Below are 16,304 nucleotides of genomic sequence, written 5' to 3' on the forward strand. Positions count from 1 at the left end.
CACCGGTGGAGGTAGACGTGGCAGAAGAAGTCCAGGCAGCAGGAAACCCCGCGGTTTACCGCAGCGGCCAGGAAATTGAATGCTGGCTGACGGACATGGACGGCGTCCTGGTCCACGAGAACCAGCCGATTCCGGGCGCTGCCGAGCTGATCCAGCGCTGGGTGGATACGTCCAAGCGGTTCCTGGTGCTGACCAACAATTCGATCTTCACCCCGCGCGACCTCGCTGCCCGCCTGCGCTCCTCCGGTTTGGAGATCCCGGAGGAAAACATCTGGACCTCGGCGCTGGCCACGGCCCAGTTCCTGAAGGACCAGGTGCGCGGCTCGGAATCCGGAAACCGCGCCTACACCATCGGCGAGGCGGGTCTGACGACGGCGCTGCACGAGGCGGGCTTCATCCTCACCGACCAGGATCCGGACTTCGTAGTGCTCGGCGAGACGCGGACGTACTCCTTCGAGGCCATCACCATGGCCATCCGGCTGATCCTGGGCGGGGCGCGGTTCATCGCCACCAACCCGGATGCCACCGGCCCGTCCAAGGACGGCCCCATGCCCGCTACCGGCGCCATTGCCGCCCTGATCACCAAGGCCACCGGCCGCGAGCCGTACATTGTGGGCAAGCCGAACCCCATGATGTTCCGTTCTGCCATGAACCAGATCGACGCGCACTCCGAAACCACCGCCATGATCGGTGACCGGATGGACACGGACATCATCGCCGGCATGGAGGCGGGCCTGCACACGGTGCTGGTGCTCAGCGGCATCACGCACAAGGACGATATTGCGGCCTACCCGTTCCGGCCCAACCAGGTGCTGAACTCCGTGGCGGACCTGAAGAACCAGATCTAGAAGATACTCACCCGGGAGCCGCCCCGGGGCAAGGGGAAGTATTCATCCAGCAGCTCCGTCAGGAGGGGCCGGTAGATTTGCGGGTTCCAGCCGGGGCTGGCGTGGGCCGGCGCGGCCCCGATGGTTTGCAGGCCGCTGGAGACCATGTTGTCCTTGAACGCCACGGCCCAGGTCTCCGAGGCCGTTTCGTAGTCGACGGTCTGGTCCTTCGGGTTGCCGACATAGGCCATCTTGGCCGTTCCAAGCTGGCCCGCGAACTGGCTGCCCTCGAAGTGGTAGATGTACGCCGACTCGGTCTGGATGAGCACACTGGAGGGGGCGATCGGCGAAAGTTGTTCGAGCGTCTGGTCCAGGATCTGGCGCCAGCTCCGTTCGTCCTTGTGGATGATCCGCTCTCCAAGTTCGTAGCCGCCGCGGAGGGTGGACGGGAACCTGAAGCCGCGCTCGTACAGGAACACCACGCCGTCGAACCAGCTCTGGTCCAGGACATCATGCGCACTGTAGGGGCTTGAGTCCAGCAGGATGAACTGCACCTGGATGCCTGCCACGGCAAGGAGCCGGGCGGCCACCTGGGTGGCCAGCATGCCGCCGAAGCTGTGCCCGTAGAAGAACAGTTTGGTGATTTTCTCCACCGCGACGTACTCGGAGATCGCGCGGACCACGTCAGTGACATCCAGGCCCAGGTTGGAATACCCGACGGCGGCGAGCCGGGCGCGCTTGTTCAGCGAGCCGCGGAGGGTGTTGAGGATCCACTGGGCCTCTTCCCAGCTGGTTTTGTACCCGGGGAAGAGGAACCAGCAGGCGTCCGGGTAGTAGGCATCGGCGAAATCATCCGCAACAGGCAGGATCTTTGTGGTTTGGCGCTGCGATTGCACTTCACGGGTCAGCAGCATGTCCGCAGCGAGCAACCCGGAGGCCCCGGCACCGGCGAGGAACGTCCGGCGGGAAAAGCGCTTAAGGGCAGCCGCCTCCGCCAGCAGCCGGGCCTGGGGGACCCCGCGCCGGTGTTGCGGACCTGTCTCCCCCTCATACGGCACACCCCTACCGTAAGCACACCTGAAGTAAACGCCGCAAGGACCGGTATGTAACCATTCCGCGACGCGGCGGTCAGCTGGCCGCCTGGCCCTCCGTGGCGGGGAACGGAGCCTGGGGTTTTTGCTGCCGGCGGGCGATTTCCAGGCCGATGTCGTTGTAGCGGCCCAGCAGGTCCGCGCCGTCGAACGCCTGCGGGTTATCCAGCAGGGCGAAGACGGAATCGCTGGCGTGGAGCAGTTCTTCGTCCGAGTACTCCGTCAGCGGGCGGCCGTAGAGTACTTCGAAGAAAATCACCGGCAACTGAGGGAGTCCCTCGGCAAAATCACCGCCGCCGGTGAACAACTCCGTGACATCGTCGTCCATGAGGAGCGGTTGGGTGGTCGACGGGCCGTCGGCATTGCGGTCGTAACTGGCGGTGACAAGCTGGAGGGTCACCCCGGCGGAGGGAAGGCCCGGCAGGGAGTTGGTGTCCATGGCGTTCAGGTCGGCGCGCAACCCGGCGAGCGCCGATGATTCGATGAGGGCAGCCTGCGAAAGATCAACACAAATGCGGCAACGCAGGCCCATCCGCCGGACGCGTCGAATGATGTGGACGAGTTCCGCACGGGTGTCGTGGCGAAGGGTTCCCCGGACTTCAATCCGGACGATGTCAGCTGAGACATCGAGGTCAACTAGTGCGTCAAGCGCGCGGTCCATAGGTACTCCAAAAGAGGTTCTATGGCCGACGGCTCAACCTCCGCAAGCGTAACCTCCAGCGGGAGCCCCGCACAAGCCGTCCCTCAGGCGCTCTGGCCCGGCCTGACGCTTCCCGGCTCCTGGTAGTGGGTGTGCGCGCCTGCCCCGCCGACGGAATCCACCAGCGACCTGGCGATGTCGCGCAACTTGGTGTTGCTGTTGCTGGACGCCTCCGTGAGGATTTCGACGGCGGCCGCCTGGCTGCAGCGGTTTTGCGCCATGACAATGCCAATGGCGATGTCGATGATGGTCCGCGATTCCAGGGTGGCGCGGAGATTTGAGGCGCTGTCCGCATGCAGTGAGAACCTGACCGCGAGGCGCAGTGCCTGCGAAATCTCCCTGGTGAAGTCCCGCGCACGGGCAGCCGCCCCGCCATCGAACTTGTGCGGGACGTCGGAATAGAGGTTCAAGGCAGCCTTGGCCTCGCCCTGCAGGTTGAAGGGCAGGGAAAGCACCGAACGCAGCCCGTGGGACGCAACAGCGTTGGCGTAGTCCGGCCCCCACCGGTCCTCCTCGAAAAGGTCCGGAACATAGACCTCACGTTCGTCCTTTGCCGCGGTAAGGCACGGCCCTTGGGACAGGGAGTACTGGATTTCATCCACTTCCCGGGCCGAGTCACTGCTCCAGCCGATCGTGGCTGCCTTCCGGTCACGGAGCAGTGTGATTCCGCACAGGGCGTCGTCGCCGTCGCCTGCCATCTGGTGCGCGGAAAACCGCGCAAGCTCGTTGAGGAAGTCCTCAAAGTCAGCGCTGTCCAGAATCAGGTTCTGGACCTTGTCGGTAGCGCTCAAAGGTTGTTCTTGGGTGGGCAAGTGTATGGTCTCCAAGCAACTGAAGGGTGATAAGGCAAATATTAGGTCACCCGCTGGCCCTGACCAAGTGCGGACCCCAGTCCGAACCGACGCAATTCTTCGGAGCCGAAGGCGGTCAGTCGGACGGACCGCGGGTGCGAGCCACGGATCAACCAGCCCCGGTCCAGCGCGCCTGCTGCGAACAGTTCGGCAAAAAGTCCGGCCGCGTGGTCTACCCGTTCGGTCCAGTCCAGGCATGGCCGTGCCAGCGCACGGGTGGGGTTCTCCGGTAACGGCATCCCAACGTCCCGGGCCCAGGCCCGGCCGTTGCCAGTAACCGTCCAGTCGGATGAGAGGAGCCCTTTGTCCAGCCAAGTCCGGGTCACTGCAACTCCGAGGGCCCCGGCCAGGTGGCGGTAACAGGTCCGGCCCTGTTGCAGTTCATGGTTATGTTTCTGAGCCCGGAAGGACCGGGGCACCACGGGTTCTGCATGCGGGCTCAGCCGGACCAGCGCCTCCACCGCGTCGGCCACGTTCCGGTTTTTCAGCCTCACATACCTGTGCCGCCCCTGGCGGACGTCCTCGACTAACCCCGCGTCAGTGAGTTTGTTAAGGTGCACCGTGGCGGTCCCGCGGGTGATGCCAGCGCTCTCCGCCAGTTCCGCCGCGGTCCATGCCCGCGCGTCCATGAGGGAGATCAGCATCCTGGCCCTCGACTCCTCAGCCATGGCCCGTGCCGTCAAAGCCAAGTCATCTGCCCAGAGTGGTGCCATGCTCCAATACTTCCACGGAGATGGTTTGACCGGCACCAAACTGTTGAGGGGCGACTATTGGGGCATGTTCACCGCCATCACCCCGGGCGCCCACTACTTTGGCTCCCTCGTTGTCCTTTTGACCACCGCGAACCCCGATGGCAGCACGAACATCACACCCATATCCTCTGCATGGTCCCTGGGGGACCACTACGTCCTGGGGCTCGGCACCGCCAACCAGGGCCACGCGAATTTGATGCGGAGCCGCGAAGTTGTACTCAACCTTCCGGAGGCGCGTCTGGCCGGGAAAATAGAGAAGATTGCCATGACTACTGGAATGGACCCGGTACCGCCCCAGAAGAAGCGGCTGTACCGGTACGTACCCGACAAATGGGCCCTTACCGGCTGGACGAGCCTTCCGAGCATGGAAGTTTCGCCGCTCCGGATCGCCGAATGCCCCGTCCACATTGAGGCAACGCTGGAAAACAGTCTGGCCCTGGACACGGATATGGAGGCCGTGCACGTCCGGGTGCGCAAAGTCCACGTCAGGGAGGACCTTGCCCTCGACGCACGACATGTGGACGTCGGCGCATGGCAACCGCTGTTCTATACGTTCCGCCACTATTTCGGGCAGGGCCACCACTTTGGATCCAACACCAGGGCGGAGCAGCGGCTGCCGGAGCCGGCCGGACGTCCAGGGCAGCGCCCTGCGGCCGCCCTTACCGGGTACTAGGCAAGGCCAAGCTCGTCCTTGCCAAACGCGAACAGGTAGGGAACACCCGTTTCAGCCTCGATCTTCTCCTTGGCGCCGGTGTCGCGGTCAACGATCACGGCAACGGCCACAACGTTCCCCCTAGCCTTCCGCACGCCTTCCACTGCCGTCAGCGCCGACCCTCCGGTGGTGGACGTATCCTCCAGGACCAGCACCTTCCGACCTTCGACGGACGGGCCCTCCACCTGGCGGCCCATGCCGTAAGACTTCTGGGCTTTGCGGACCACGAAAGCGTCGACGGACCGGCCTGCGTCAACCGCGGCGTGCATCACCGCGGTACCGACCGGGTCTGCGCCCATGGTGAGCCCGCCTGCGCACTCAAAGTCGATCCCGGCGTCGTCAGCCAGGGCCAACATCACCTGGCCCACCAGCTTGGAGGCTTCGTGGTGCAGGGTGATCCTGCGCAGGTCGATGTAGTAGTCGGCCTCGGCCCCGCTGGAAAGGATCACCTTGCCGCGGACAACGGCGAGTTCCTTGATCAGTTCGAGCAGTCGGGCGCGGGCAGCGGCAGCGTCAGGCGCAGCGTGAGTGGGCGAAGTCATGGGCTCCAGTTTAGTGGGTGAGCGGGCGGGCAAAGCCTGGCGCGTGCTCCGGAAGCGGACCGAAAGCGATGACCCGGGGCAGGATCCGCCTCAAGACCGGGTTGTGCCTGATAGCGAACAGCAGCGCCTGGCGGAGCCTGGACGTGTTTCCGGCTGCATCGGCTGAAGGAAATTTCCCGGCGAACAACGGAACGAACACGGCCCGGTGCATGATCCGCTGCACGGTTTGCACCACCACGGTGGGCATCCAGCGGCGGCGCTGGACCGCAGCAAGGGTGGCGGTGCGCACCTGTCCGCGGCGCAGGTCCGGCGCCAGCCGCTTCGCCGCTGCCACCGCGTCCTGGATGGCCAGGTTGATTCCTACGCCCCCGGCGGGGGACATGGCATGCGCGGCATCCCCGATGCAGAGGAAACCGCCGGCATACCACCGGCGCAGGCGGTTCAGCCTGACATCGAGCCAGTGCAGGTCTTCCACACCGCTGATCGAACCGACGGTGTCCGCCAGGTCGGGTCGGAGTGCGGCCACCCGTCGGCGGAACCGCTCCACGCCTTCGGCCCGGATCCTGGCGTCCGCGCCCTTCGGGGCGAGGTAGCCCATCTGGTAATAGTCAGTGCGGTTCAGTGCAATCATGGCTTCCCGGTCACCTATGGCCGGGACCACCCCGGCCGCCCCAGTCCTTCCTGGCGTCCGGCGCGGAAGTTTGAACCACCACACATCAAACGGCACCGGATACTCCTTCGGGGACAACCCCGCGGCCCGGCGCAGCACCGACTGCCGGCCATCAGCCGCCACCACCACGTCGGCGTGAAGCACCTGCTCCCCGCCGGCCGCGGTATCGCCGGCGGACCGGTAGCGCACCCCGGTGACGCGTCCGCGGTCGTCGAACTCCAATCCTGTGGCTTCGCATTCCATCAGGAGCGTGAATGTCGGTTCAGCCTTGGCGGCGGATGCAAGGAAATCCAGGAAGTCCCACTGCGGCATCATGGCCACATAGTTGTACGGGGGTTTCAAGGAGTCGAAGTCAGCCAGGGTAACCAGGCCGGCGCCCGGCACCGGGAATGCCACATTTTGCAGGCGGCTCTGCGGCAGGGCACGGAATCCGGGGCCAAGGCCCAGCTCGTCCATCAGCCGGATCGTGGAAGCATGCACCGTGTCGCCGCGGAAATCCCGCAGGAAGTCGCCGTGTTTTTCCAGGACAACCACGTCCACCCCGGCCCTGGCCAGCAACAGGCCGAGCATCATTCCCGCCGGGCCACCGCCTACCACTGCACACCCCGTCCGTTCCATGCAGTTACGCTACGCCGGGCGCCGCGCGTCCGGAACAGTTGAGGGTTGTTGACAGCGCTGGCTAGGCTGGACCACATGCGCGAACTCCAGGCCAAGATCATTGAAGAAATGGGCGTTCTGCCCCGGATCGACCCCGCAGGGGAGGTGCGCAAGCGCGTCACATTCCTGAAGGAATACCTGAAGGCAACGCATACCAAGGGCTTCGTCCTGGGCATTTCCGGCGGGCTGGATTCCTCCTTGGCCGGGCGCCTTGCGCAGCTGGCGGTGGAGGAACTCCAGGCCGAGGGCGTGGAAGCGAACTTCGTGGCTGTACGGCTGCCGTACGGCGTGCAGCATGATGAGGATGACGCGCAGGCAGCCCTGGACTTCATCAAGGCCAAGACCGAGTGGACCTTCAACATCTCCGCAGCGGTTGACGGTTTCGAGGACGAGTTCGAAAAAACGGTGGGCTCGGAGATTTCCGATTTCCACAAGGGCAACACGAAGGCCCGCACCCGCATGATCGCCCAGTACGCACTGGCTGGGGAATTCAACTACCTGGTGATCGGCACAGACCACGGCGCCGAATCCGTGACCGGCTTCTTCACCAAGTACGGCGACGGCGGCGCGGACATCCTGCCCCTGTTCGGCCTCAACAAGCGGCAGAACAGGGCCCTGCTGGCCGAGCTGGGAGCGCCGGCCCGCATCTGGGAGAAGGTGCCCACCGCCGACCTCCTCGATGACCGTCCTGGCCGTACTGACGAAGACGAACTCGGCATCAGCTACGACCAGATCGACGACTACCTCGAAGGCCGCGACGTTCCGGAAACAGTGGCCGAATCGATCGAACAGAAGTTCCTCCGCACCCGGCACAAGCGCACGGTTCCGGTGACCATCTTTGACACCTGGTGGAAGGACCAGGGCCCGGAGGAGCCCCGCGCCGGACTCTAGCGGGTACGCCGCCTGTCCGCGCCGCCCAGCTGCTGCGTAATCCGGTGCGCCTCCGCCATCAGCAGGCCACCAAGTTCCTCCTGCCGTTCGGGTTTGAAGCGCGGCTCGATGCCGGTCAACGACAAGGCCCAGGCCGGCTTGCCGGATCGGTCGAACACCGCCGCACCCATCCCCCAGCTTCCCTCCAGGACCAGCCCGGGGTTTACCGAGTAGCCGGCCAGCCGCGTGCGGGCAAGGTTTTTCCGGACCAAGGCGGCGGTGTGGTTTGCCGCGAATGCCCCCGCGTGGTCAGTCCACCGGTCCAGCAGTTCCTCCTGCTCGCTTTCCGGCAGGAAGGCCAGGATGGCCGTGCCGGCCGACGCAACACCCAGCGGGAACCGCACGCCCTCGTGCAGGACGAAGGAACGCACGGGGAAACTTCCTTCCTCGCGCAGCAGGCAGACCGTCTCAGCGCCACGCCGGATCGAAAAGAAGGCGCTCTCCCCCGTGGCCTCGGCAAGACGTCGAAGGCTGGGGCGGGCAATGTCTTCCATCGGAAAGCGTGCCGCGGCCACGGACCCCATGAGCAGCACCTCCGGGCCGAGCACCCAGTTGCCGGTGGTGGGATCGTGGTCCAGCAGGCCTTCAGCGGCAAGGGAGGAAAGGAGTCGGTGGACCGTGGGGCGGGTGAGTCCTGATTCGCGCACCAGCCCGGCCAGCGGCATGCCCTCCGCGCTTCGACCTACCAGCCGCAGCAGCCCGGCAATCCGCGTCACCACCTGGGCGCCCTGCACCGGCGTCATGGCCACAAACCTCCTAATGTCCACAATATGGATACGTTCGAGCATATCGTCCACACTGTAATTCCCTGGCATTGTTTCCTTGACAGGTTCAATGAGCCGCCCGTAGTCTCCGGAAGCAGATCCTGCGTCCACTAAGTGGACGTTTACTGCTCTCAACGAGGAGACGTCATGAACAAACTCCAGCCTTCTGCCATCGCAGCCCTGGCGGGCGCGCTGCGGGACGGGATGACCCTCGCCGTGGGCGGCTTTGGCCTCAGCGGCATCCCCGCTGACCTGATCGAAGCCGTGCGCGGCTCCGGCGTCAAGGACCTCACCGTCGTCTCGAACAACATGGGCGTGGACGGCAAGGGCCTGGGCATCCTGATCGAAGCCGGCCAGGTCCGCAAGGTCATCGCCTCCTACGTTGGCGAGAACAAGCTCTTCGCGGAGCAGTACCTCGCAGGGAAACTCGAGGTTGAGTTCACCCCGCAGGGAACACTGGCGGAACGCCTCCGCGCCGCCGGCGCCGGCATTCCGGCGTTCTACACCAAAACAGGTGTGGGCACCCTGGTGGCCGAGGGCAAGCCGCATGAGGTGTTCGACGGCGAGACTTTCGTCCAGGAGCGCGCCATCAAGGCCGACGTCGCACTGGTCCACGCGCACACCGCGGACACGGACGGCAACCTCACCTACCGTTTCACTGCCCGGAACTTCAACCCGGTGGTGGCCACCGCAGCGGTCCTCACCATCGCCGAAGCGGAGGTCATCGTCTCCCCCGGCGAACTGGACCCGAACCACATCGTCACCCCCGGGGTCTTTGTCCAGCGGTTGGTCCAGGCCACGGCCCGGGTAAAGGACATCGAGCAGCGGACGGCACGCCAGCGCACTGTGGCTGCCGGCGCCGAAACGCTGGCCGTCTGAGCCGTGGCCGGGAACTCAAGGGAGAGCACCACCTTATGACCACCACGCAACCCGATGACCTCGATATCCGCCAGAAAGGCCTGGCCCGGATGGCGGAGAGGCTGGCCGGATGGACACAGAAATGGTTCCCTGACGCGTACATCTTCGCCTTGGCAGGGGTGCTGCTCGTCGCCGTCGCAGCGTTGGCGGCAGGCGCTTCGCCCAAAGCCGTGGTGGATTCCTTCGGCAACGGATTCTGGGACCTCACCGCTTTCACCCTCCAGATGTCAATGGTTGTCCTGACCGGTTACGTCGTGGCAACCTCGCCCCCTGTGGCCCGGCTGATTGAACGCCTGGCCCAGGTTCCCGGCTCCGCGCGGACCGCCGTCAGCTTTGTTGCCGTGATGTCCATGTCGGTGTCGTTCGTGAACTGGGGTTTGAGCCTGATCTTCGGCGGCCTCCTGGCGCGTGCCGTGGCCCGCCGGGGGGATCTGCACGTCGACTACCGGGCCCTCGGCGCGGCGGCGTTCATGGGGCTGGGCGCAGTCTGGGCGCTGGGGATGTCCTCCTCCGCGGCCCAGCTCCAGGCAACCAAGGCTTCCATTCCGCCAGCGCTCCTGAAGATCACCGGCATCCTGGACTTCGGCGCCACCATCTTCACCTGGCAGTCCCTGCTGACCCTGGTCATCCTGATGCTGCTGACCACCGTCATTGCCCACTTCTCCGCCCCCACGGGCGGCGCCGTCAAAACCGCGGCCGACCTCGGCGTCGACCTTGATGACCAGCCCGAACCGCCGGCCGAAAAGTCGCGCCCCGGCGAGTGGCTCGAATACAGCAGGGTCCTGCCCATCCTGGCGGGGGTGCTCACCCTCGGCTGGCTGGTGTCCCAGCTCCTGACCCTGCCCATCCTGAGCGTGGTCAGTTCACTGAACGGCTACCTGCTGGTCTTCCTGATGCTGGGGCTTGTGCTGCACGGAACCCCGCGCAAATTCCTCCAGTCCGTGACCAAAGCCGTGCCCGCAACCGCAGGCATTTTGGTCCAGTTCCCGCTCTATGCGGCGATGGCGGCCATCCTCACCAAGGCGACGGGCGCGGGCGGCCTCTCGGTGTCCGAGCATCTGGCCCATTTCTTCACCAGCATCGGCGGCAACGGGGCGTTCGCGGTCATCATCGCCCTTTACACGGCCTTCCTGGGGATGTTCGTCCCTTCCGGCGGAGGCAAGTGGCTGGTCGAGGCACCCTACGTCATGCAATCCGCGACGGACGTAAACATGAACCTTGGCTGGACCGTGCAGATCTACAACATGGCCGAGGCCCTGCCCAACCTCATCAACCCGTTCTTCATGCTGCCGCTGCTGGCCGTCTTGGGCCTGCGCGCCCGGGACCTGGTGGGCTTCACGTTCCAGCAGTTCCTGTTCCACCTGCCGGTTGTGCTGCTGTTGGCCTGGCTGCTGGGAATGACATTCGAATTCGTGCCGCCGGTAATACCCAACTGACTACAGACACCCGAATACTGCGAGAAGGAAAAAGGAGTTTCGCCATGGCCTGGACCAGGGATGAGATGGCTGCGATTGCGGCCGGGGAACTGAATGACGGCGACTACGTCAACCTGGGGATCGGCATCCCCACACTGGTGGCCAACAACCTGCCCGAGGGCGTGCGGGTGGTGCTGCAGAGCGAGAACGGGCTGCTGGGCATGGGGCCGTTCCCGCTTGAGGGCGAAGAGGACGCGGACCTGATCAACGCCGGCAAGCAGACCGTCACGGTGTTGCCCGGCGGCAGCATCTTCGATTCCGCCACTTCGTTCGGCATGATCCGCGGGGGCCATGTCAAGGTGGCGATCCTGGGCGCCATGCAGGTCTCCGGCGATGGTGACCTGGCCAACTGGACCATCCCGGGCAAGATGGTCAAAGGCATGGGCGGCGCCATGGACCTGGTGGCCGGAACACCGCGCGTGGTGGTCCTGACCGAACACAACGCCAAGGACGGCAGCGCCAAGATCGTCAGCCAATGCACCCTCCCGCTGACGGGGCTCAGCTGCGTGGACCGGATCATCAGCGACCTCGCCGTGTTTGACCTTTACAAAACGGGCGACGGCGGACGGCAGCTCACGCTGACCCGGCTGGCGCCAGGCGTCACCGAAGAGGAGATCCGGGAAAAGACCGACGCCGGCTTCGATGTCCGGCTTGAGAACGAGGAAGTGGCAGCGTGAGCCTGGAAGACCAGTTCGGCAAGGATGTCCTGATCACCGGCTGGGGGCACAGCAGGTTTGGCAAGCTGGCGGACGAGACCCTCGAATCGCTGATTGTCCAGGTGGCCACGGACGCCATCAGCACCGCAGGCGTCGAACCGTCGCAGATCGACGAGGTCTACGTGGGCCAGTTCAACGCCGGCATGATGCCGCTGGCCTTCCCCTCGTCACTGGCCCTGCAGGTTTCCCCGGACCTGGCCAACGTCCCGGCCACCCGTGTGGAGAACGCGTGCGCTTCCGGCTCGGCCGCCTTCCAGCAGGGCACCAAGTCGCTGCTGGCCGGTACCGCAAAAACGGTCCTGGTGATCGGCGCGGAAAAGATGACCCACGCCGGGGCAGACGTGGTGGGCGCCGCGCTTCTCGGGGCGGACTACGACATGGCCGGGAAACAGTCCACCACAGGTTTCACCGGGCTCTTCGCCGAGGTGGCAAAACACTACGCCAAGCGCTACGACGCCGCCGGCAGCCTGGGAGACATACTGGGCAGCATCGCAGCGAAGAACCACCGCAACGGCGTGGACAACCCCTACGCCCAGCTCCGCAAGGACCTTGGCGAGGAGTTCTGCCGGACCGTCTCAGACAAGAACCCGATGGTGGCCGACCCGCTGCGCCGCACCGACTGCTCCCCCGTCTCGGACGGTGCAGCCGCCGTCGTGCTGTCTGTCTCCCCCACCGGCGGTGCCACGGCTCCGGTACGGCTTGCCGGCTTCGGCCAAGCCAACGACTTCTTCCCCACCGAGCGCCGCGACCCCACGGCGTTCGAGGCGACCCGGGCCTCCTGGCAGCGCGCCCTGGCGATGGCCGGCGTCGGGCTCGAAGACCTGGACCTGGCCGAAGTCCATGACTGCTTCACCATCGCGGAACTGCTCATGTACGAAGCCATGGGCCTGACCGCCCCCGGCGAAGGCGCCCGGGCTCTTGAGGAAGGCTGGGTGTACAAGGACGGCAAGCTGCCGGTCAACGTCTCCGGCGGACTCAAGGCCAAGGGCCATCCGGTGGGCGCCACGGGAGTCTCGCAGCATGTGCTTGCTGCGATGCAGCTCACCGGGACCGCCGGCGATATGCAGCTGGCGGCCCCGCGCAGGGCTGCGGTGCAGAACATGGGCGGCGTCGGCATCGCCAACTACGTCAGCATCCTTGAGGCTACCTGACATAGCGCACGGGGGCAGCCCCGTCCTGCTTACTTCGCGGCACCCGCAACAGCATCGGCGCCGGCGGTGGCACAAGCTTCATCCAGGGCGCCATCAGGTGCCCCGCCCACGCCGATGCCGGCAACAGAAACGCCATTGACCTTCAACGGGACACCGCCTGCCAGGAACAGCGTGCCCGGCAGGTCGGCGATCGAGGGACCATTGCCATTGACGCGCTTGGCGAGTTCGCTGGTGGGTGCACCGAAGGCTGCGGCCGTGTAGGCCTTCTGCTTGGCGGCCTCAATGGTGTGGGCGGCGGCGTTGTCCCCCCGGAGCACAGCCTGGACCGTGCCGAAGCGGTCAACGACGGCCACCGTGACGAAGGGCAGCTTGTCTGCCTGGCATTTGGCGAGCGCCGCAGTCACGGCCTGGGCCGACGCTCCGGCAGTGATCCGGTTCTGCTGCACCACTGTTTCCGGAGCCGGCCGGACATCAACGGCCGGTACGACGGCGGGAGCTTCCGCGCCGTTCGCCCGGCCGGTACCGGCGTTCGCGGCCACCGTCGCTCCGGCCGTGGCCAGGATCGCTGCGGCTGCTGCGGCGGTGAGTGCTTTGTGCGACGTCTTCATAATGCTTCCTTCGGTTGGGGTGCTGCTTCCGGGTTCCATCCTTCCGGCCGCGTCCTGGGGCGGCATCGGTTGATGGGCTGTTCCTGGCTACCCCGAAAGGCCGGCCATATCAGCCAAAAGGCTGAGGGCAGCCAGGGCAGGGACGCCTAGCATGGAGTGCAGAGCCACCCATCAGAACCGGATCCCGCATGCCCACCAGAGATGCCCTACCAGCCACAGGTCCGGCGGCCGGCGCCGCCCAGGGTCCCGAAGCCCGCCGGTCGCTTCCTGCGCCGGCGGCGAACGGCCGCCTCGGCGGGATCGAGGCCGCGGTCCATCTTGGCTTCGCGGTGCTCCTCGTGGCCTCCGTGGTGCGGTACGTTCTGCGGCACTCACCGGCCGACAACATGCTGGTGCTGGGACTCGCTGCCGCCGCCAGCCTGCTGTACGCCGTCGTAGCCCTGCTGTCGGCTCGGGACCGGCACAGCGTCGCCTGGGTGGTGGCGCTGGTTGGCGTGTGGGCGGTCCTTGTGGTGGCGGCGCCAAGCTTCGCGTGGTGTTCCTTTGCCCTGTTCTTCCTGTGCAGGAGTGCTTTGCGGGGCGCTGCCGCCTACATCCTGGCGGCCGTCATCACCCTGGCAACAGCCGCCGGCCTGTTCCGGCTCGGTAACGGCACCGACATCGCCATGCTGCTGGGTCCACTGGCTGTCGGGACCATGCTGACGCTCATCTATGACAGGATCCAGAACGACGCCGCAGAGCAGCGCCGCCTGAACGCGCAGGTTTCCCTGGCCCAAGGGCAGCTCGCGGCCAGTGAGCGCCGGGCCGGCACCGTCGCCGAACGGGACCGGGTATCCCGGGAAATCCACGACACCGTCACCCAAGGGCTCGCCAGCAGCCTGCTCCTGCTCGAAGCAGCGGGCCGCGGGTGGCCGGATGCGACAGCCCGGGACGGTCTGCGCCAGGCCACCGACCTGCTCCGCGCGAACCTGGCGGACACCCGGAGCCTGGTCCACGAGCTCGCCTCCCCCGGGTTGGAATCGACGCCGTTGCCGGACTCGCTGCTGCTTGCCGCCCGGCGGTACATGCCGGCGGCCACCCTGGCGGTGACGGGCGAACCGGGCCCCGTTCCCCCGGAGGTGCGGCACGCCCTGCTGCGGGTTGTGCAGAGTGCCTCCTCCAACATCGCGCTGCATGCTTCGGCTTCGATGGCCGCGCTGACGTTGGGTTTCCTGCAGGACACCGTCACCTTGGACATTTACGACGACGGTGCGGGCTTTGACCCGGCGGCGGCAGCCCCGCCGTCGGCCTCGGGTGGGTACGGCCTGCGGGCAATGCGGCAACGGGTGGAGCAGCTGGGCGGGAGCTTCTCGGTGCAAAGCACCCCGGGCGAGGGCACCATCGTGGCCGCGCAAGTTCCTTTGGAGGGGCCATAGATGGGCGGCATTACGGTCCTTCTGGTGGACGACCACCTGGTGGTTCGCAGCGGCCTGCGTGCGTTGCTTGCGACCCAGCCTGATATGGATGTCGTCGCGGAGGCGTCGTCGGGTGAAGAGGCGTTGCAGCTGGTCCGTTCGCACGCCCCGGCGGTGGTGGTGATGGACCTTGCCATGGGCCCGGGCATGGATGGTATTGAAGCCATCAGGCAGATTCGAAACCTCGGCACCGGGCAAGCGGTCCTGGTTTTCACCACGTACGACTCCGACGCGGATATTGTCCGCGCTGTTGATTCCGGGGCCATGGGCTACCTGTTGAAAGATGCGGCACCGGAGGAGATCTTCGCCGCCATCCGGGGCGCGGTGCAGGGCAGGAGCGTGATGAGCCCGCCGGTGGCCTCCAGGTTGTTCCAGCAGATGCGCAACCCCGACGAGGTCCTCACTCCCCGCGAGGCGGAGCTGCTCAGCCTGCTCACTGAGGGCCTCAGCAACCGCGAGCTCGGCCGGCGGCTGTTCATTTCCGAAGCCACGGTGAAAACCCACCTGGCACACATCTATGCCAAGCTCGGAGTGGATACCCGGGCGGCCGCTATTGCCACCGCCATCCGCCGCGAAGGCATGCGTTAACCGCACATTATGGCCGCTACCCTTGCACCCGGGGCCCGCGCCCCGTACGTTGGGGACTGTGGGGGACTAACTCCCGCGCACCCCGGGACGGTTCCGGGGAGAGAATCAGAGTCACATGAAGGAATGCAGCCATGGCAACAGGCACAGTTAAATGGTTCAACGCCGAAAAGGGTTTTGGCTTCATTGCCCCCGATGACGGGTCCGCTGACGTATTCGCCCACTACTCGGCAATCGCCACCAGCGGCTACCGCTCACTGGACGAAAACCAGAAGGTCGAATTCGATGTGACCCAGGGCCCCAAGGGTCCGCAGGCAGAGAACATCCGCCCGCTCTAAGTCTTCGGCGGCTCCGGCAACTGCCGGGCCCCCCGTACAGCGGCCCCTCCAACGAACGTTGGAGGGGCCGCTGTTTTTTGCCGGCGCTGTTTCGTCGGCGCTTGTTTTCGCCGGCCTTTGTTTTCACCGGCGCTTGTTTTCGCCGGCGCTGTGTTTCACGGCATTGCGGGTTGGGGATAATTGAGCCATGACCGGAAAGGACCAGGACCAGGATCCGTGGGTCGAGTTCGACGCACTCGGGCCAGCCGCACCCGACCGCGTCCCGGGCCAGCCCGGCGGCGAACCCCACGGCTTCGGATTCCGCACCGGCGTACGCAGCGCCCGGGTCGCCGTCGGCTTTGCCGTCTACGCCCTGGCCCTGGGCACCATCCTGGCCCTGACGGGTTGCATCGTGTTCATCGCCCGGCAGCAGTGGCTGCTGGTGGGGCTCATGCTGATGTTCGAGTCCATCTTTGTCTTTGCCTTCACGCGGCTCGTCGCCCAGGCGCGGCACCGGACACCGCGAAACGGTCAGGCCAAGTAAGCCGACAAGCACCCTTGACCTTGACGCAGCGTCAACCCCT

19 protein-coding genes are annotated in these 16,304 nt (G+C 65.8%); 11 read left to right on the forward strand and 8 right to left on the reverse strand.

What is annotated here, in order from left to right; genetic code table 11:
* Positions 1–5 precede the first annotated feature (5 nt).
* The gene (locus tag QRM96_RS17575) at positions 6–848 is read left to right on the forward strand and encodes an HAD-IIA family hydrolase (RefSeq protein WP_018763126.1); all 843 of its coding nucleotides are present in this window, start codon (positions 6–8) and stop codon (positions 846–848) included.
* Here the strand turns inward: QRM96_RS17575 and QRM96_RS17580 are convergent.
* The 4 genes from QRM96_RS17580 to QRM96_RS17595 form a co-directional block, all read right to left on the reverse strand.
* On the reverse strand, positions 845–1,885 hold the full coding sequence (locus QRM96_RS17580; RefSeq protein WP_109045856.1) for an alpha/beta fold hydrolase: 1,041 nt from the start codon (positions 1,883–1,885) through the stop codon (positions 845–847). The genes QRM96_RS17575 and QRM96_RS17580 overlap by 4 nt on opposite strands.
* Before the next feature lie 70 nt (positions 1,886–1,955).
* Entirely contained in the window at positions 1,956–2,579 is a 624-nt protein-coding gene (locus tag QRM96_RS17585) for a hypothetical protein (protein WP_018763124.1), read from the reverse strand.
* A gap of 83 nt (positions 2,580–2,662) precedes the next feature.
* Positions 2,663–3,409 (reverse strand): GAF and ANTAR domain-containing protein, encoded by a 747-nt coding sequence (locus tag QRM96_RS17590; protein WP_018763123.1) that lies wholly within the window; start codon positions 3,407–3,409, stop codon positions 2,663–2,665.
* A 62-nt stretch (positions 3,410–3,471) separates the two neighbouring features.
* On the reverse strand, positions 3,472–4,182 hold the full coding sequence (locus QRM96_RS17595; protein ID WP_026264971.1) for an ArsR/SmtB family transcription factor: 711 nt from the start codon (positions 4,180–4,182) through the stop codon (positions 3,472–3,474).
* Here QRM96_RS17595 and QRM96_RS17600 point away from each other — a divergent pair.
* Positions 4,181–4,894, forward strand: coding sequence for a flavin reductase family protein (locus QRM96_RS17600; RefSeq protein ID WP_285320442.1), 714 nt, complete (start codon positions 4,181–4,183; stop codon positions 4,892–4,894). The two genes, QRM96_RS17595 and QRM96_RS17600, sit on opposite strands and share 2 nt — an antisense overlap.
* Here QRM96_RS17600 and pyrE read toward each other — a convergent pair.
* Entirely contained in the window at positions 4,891–5,475 is a 585-nt protein-coding gene (pyrE, locus tag QRM96_RS17605) for an orotate phosphoribosyltransferase (RefSeq protein WP_285320443.1), read from the reverse strand. The two genes, QRM96_RS17600 and pyrE, sit on opposite strands and share 4 nt — an antisense overlap.
* Before the next feature lie 10 nt (positions 5,476–5,485).
* Complete coding sequence (locus tag QRM96_RS17610; protein WP_285320444.1) at positions 5,486–6,763, reverse strand: FAD-dependent oxidoreductase; 1,278 nt, start codon at positions 6,761–6,763, stop codon at positions 5,486–5,488.
* A gap of 75 nt (positions 6,764–6,838) precedes the next feature.
* Here QRM96_RS17610 and nadE point away from each other — a divergent pair, with 75 nt between their 5' ends.
* Positions 6,839–7,693, forward strand: a complete 855-nt coding sequence (gene nadE / locus QRM96_RS17615) for an NAD(+) synthase (RefSeq protein WP_018763118.1) — start codon at positions 6,839–6,841, stop codon at positions 7,691–7,693.
* Here the strand turns inward: nadE and QRM96_RS17620 are convergent.
* Complete coding sequence (locus QRM96_RS17620; RefSeq protein WP_043424350.1) at positions 7,690–8,475, reverse strand: IclR family transcriptional regulator; 786 nt, start codon at positions 8,473–8,475, stop codon at positions 7,690–7,692. The genes nadE and QRM96_RS17620 overlap by 4 nt on opposite strands.
* 168 nt (positions 8,476–8,643) lie before the next feature.
* On the opposite strand from QRM96_RS17620, the gene QRM96_RS17625 reads away from it, so the two are divergent.
* The 4 genes from QRM96_RS17625 to QRM96_RS17640 are packed head-to-tail and all read left to right on the forward strand — an operon-like array spanning position 8,644 to position 12,756.
* Positions 8,644–9,375 (forward strand): CoA transferase subunit A, encoded by a 732-nt coding sequence (locus tag QRM96_RS17625; protein ID WP_285320445.1) that lies wholly within the window; start codon positions 8,644–8,646, stop codon positions 9,373–9,375.
* Positions 9,376–9,410: 35 nt separating this feature from the next.
* Positions 9,411–10,850 carry a short-chain fatty acid transporter gene (locus tag QRM96_RS17630; RefSeq protein WP_285320446.1) on the forward strand — a complete coding sequence of 480 codons (1,440 nt, stop codon included), beginning with the start codon at positions 9,411–9,413 and terminating at the stop codon, positions 10,848–10,850.
* 44 nt (positions 10,851–10,894) lie between these two features.
* On the forward strand, positions 10,895–11,566 hold the full coding sequence (locus QRM96_RS17635) for a 3-oxoacid CoA-transferase subunit B (RefSeq protein WP_285320447.1): 672 nt from the start codon (positions 10,895–10,897) through the stop codon (positions 11,564–11,566).
* Positions 11,563–12,756: an acetyl-CoA acetyltransferase gene (locus tag QRM96_RS17640; protein ID WP_285320448.1), complete on the forward strand. Its 1,194-nt coding sequence runs from the start codon at positions 11,563–11,565 to the stop codon at positions 12,754–12,756. Before QRM96_RS17635 ends, QRM96_RS17640 begins: the two co-directional genes overlap by 4 nt.
* A gap of 29 nt (positions 12,757–12,785) precedes the next feature.
* Here the strand turns inward: QRM96_RS17640 and QRM96_RS17645 are convergent, their stop codons facing one another.
* The gene (locus QRM96_RS17645; protein ID WP_285320449.1) at positions 12,786–13,364 is read right to left on the reverse strand and encodes a GlcG/HbpS family heme-binding protein; all 579 of its coding nucleotides are present in this window, start codon (positions 13,362–13,364) and stop codon (positions 12,786–12,788) included.
* A gap of 188 nt (positions 13,365–13,552) precedes the next feature.
* On the opposite strand from QRM96_RS17645, the gene QRM96_RS17650 reads away from it, so the two are divergent.
* The 4 genes from QRM96_RS17650 (at position 13,553) to QRM96_RS17665 (ending at position 16,264) form a co-directional block, all read left to right on the forward strand.
* Positions 13,553–14,779 carry a sensor histidine kinase gene (locus tag QRM96_RS17650; protein WP_285320450.1) on the forward strand — a complete coding sequence of 409 codons (1,227 nt, stop codon included), beginning with the start codon at positions 13,553–13,555 and terminating at the stop codon, positions 14,777–14,779.
* Positions 14,780–15,406 (forward strand): response regulator, encoded by a 627-nt coding sequence (locus tag QRM96_RS17655; protein WP_285320451.1) that lies wholly within the window; start codon positions 14,780–14,782, stop codon positions 15,404–15,406.
* Positions 15,407–15,537: 131 nt separating this feature from the next.
* Entirely contained in the window at positions 15,538–15,741 is a 204-nt protein-coding gene (locus tag QRM96_RS17660; protein WP_009357211.1) for a cold-shock protein, read from the forward strand.
* 187 nt (positions 15,742–15,928) lie between these two features.
* Entirely contained in the window at positions 15,929–16,264 is a 336-nt protein-coding gene (locus QRM96_RS17665; RefSeq protein WP_285320452.1) for a hypothetical protein, read from the forward strand.
* The last annotated feature ends 40 nt before the right edge of the window (positions 16,265–16,304 follow it).

The sequence above is a fragment of the Pseudarthrobacter sp. lyk4-40-TYG-27 genome (genome assembly GCF_030209295.1).
In the GTDB taxonomy this organism is placed as follows: Bacteria; Actinomycetota; Actinomycetes; order Actinomycetales; family Micrococcaceae; genus Arthrobacter.

Coding starts and splice junctions, on each gene's coding strand:
- QRM96_RS17665 (WP_285320452.1), top strand. CDS start 15,929: ATGACCGGAAAGGACCAGGACCAGGATCCGTGGGTCGAGTTCGACGCA.
- QRM96_RS17655 (WP_285320451.1), top strand. CDS start 14,780: ATGGGCGGCATTACGGTCCTTCTGGTGGACGACCACCTGGTGGTTCGC.
- QRM96_RS17600 (WP_285320442.1), top strand. CDS start 4,181: ATGCTCCAATACTTCCACGGAGATGGTTTGACCGGCACCAAACTGTTG.
- QRM96_RS17610 (WP_285320444.1), bottom strand. CDS start 6,763: ATGGAACGGACGGGGTGTGCAGTGGTAGGCGGTGGCCCGGCGGGAATG.
- QRM96_RS17645 (WP_285320449.1), bottom strand. CDS start 13,364: ATGAAGACGTCGCACAAAGCACTCACCGCCGCAGCAGCCGCAGCGATC.
- QRM96_RS17630 (WP_285320446.1), top strand. CDS start 9,411: ATGACCACCACGCAACCCGATGACCTCGATATCCGCCAGAAAGGCCTG.
- QRM96_RS17620 (WP_043424350.1), bottom strand. CDS start 8,475: ATGACGCCGGTGCAGGGCGCCCAGGTGGTGACGCGGATTGCCGGGCTG.
- QRM96_RS17635 (WP_285320447.1), top strand. CDS start 10,895: ATGGCCTGGACCAGGGATGAGATGGCTGCGATTGCGGCCGGGGAACTG.
- pyrE (WP_285320443.1), bottom strand. CDS start 5,475: ATGACTTCGCCCACTCACGCTGCGCCTGACGCTGCCGCTGCCCGCGCC.
- QRM96_RS17625 (WP_285320445.1), top strand. CDS start 8,644: ATGAACAAACTCCAGCCTTCTGCCATCGCAGCCCTGGCGGGCGCGCTG.
- QRM96_RS17660 (WP_009357211.1), top strand. CDS start 15,538: ATGGCAACAGGCACAGTTAAATGGTTCAACGCCGAAAAGGGTTTTGGC.
- nadE (WP_018763118.1), top strand. CDS start 6,839: ATGCGCGAACTCCAGGCCAAGATCATTGAAGAAATGGGCGTTCTGCCC.
- QRM96_RS17650 (WP_285320450.1), top strand. CDS start 13,553: ATGCCCACCAGAGATGCCCTACCAGCCACAGGTCCGGCGGCCGGCGCC.
- QRM96_RS17585 (WP_018763124.1), bottom strand. CDS start 2,579: ATGGACCGCGCGCTTGACGCACTAGTTGACCTCGATGTCTCAGCTGAC.
- QRM96_RS17595 (WP_026264971.1), bottom strand. CDS start 4,182: ATGGCACCACTCTGGGCAGATGACTTGGCTTTGACGGCACGGGCCATG.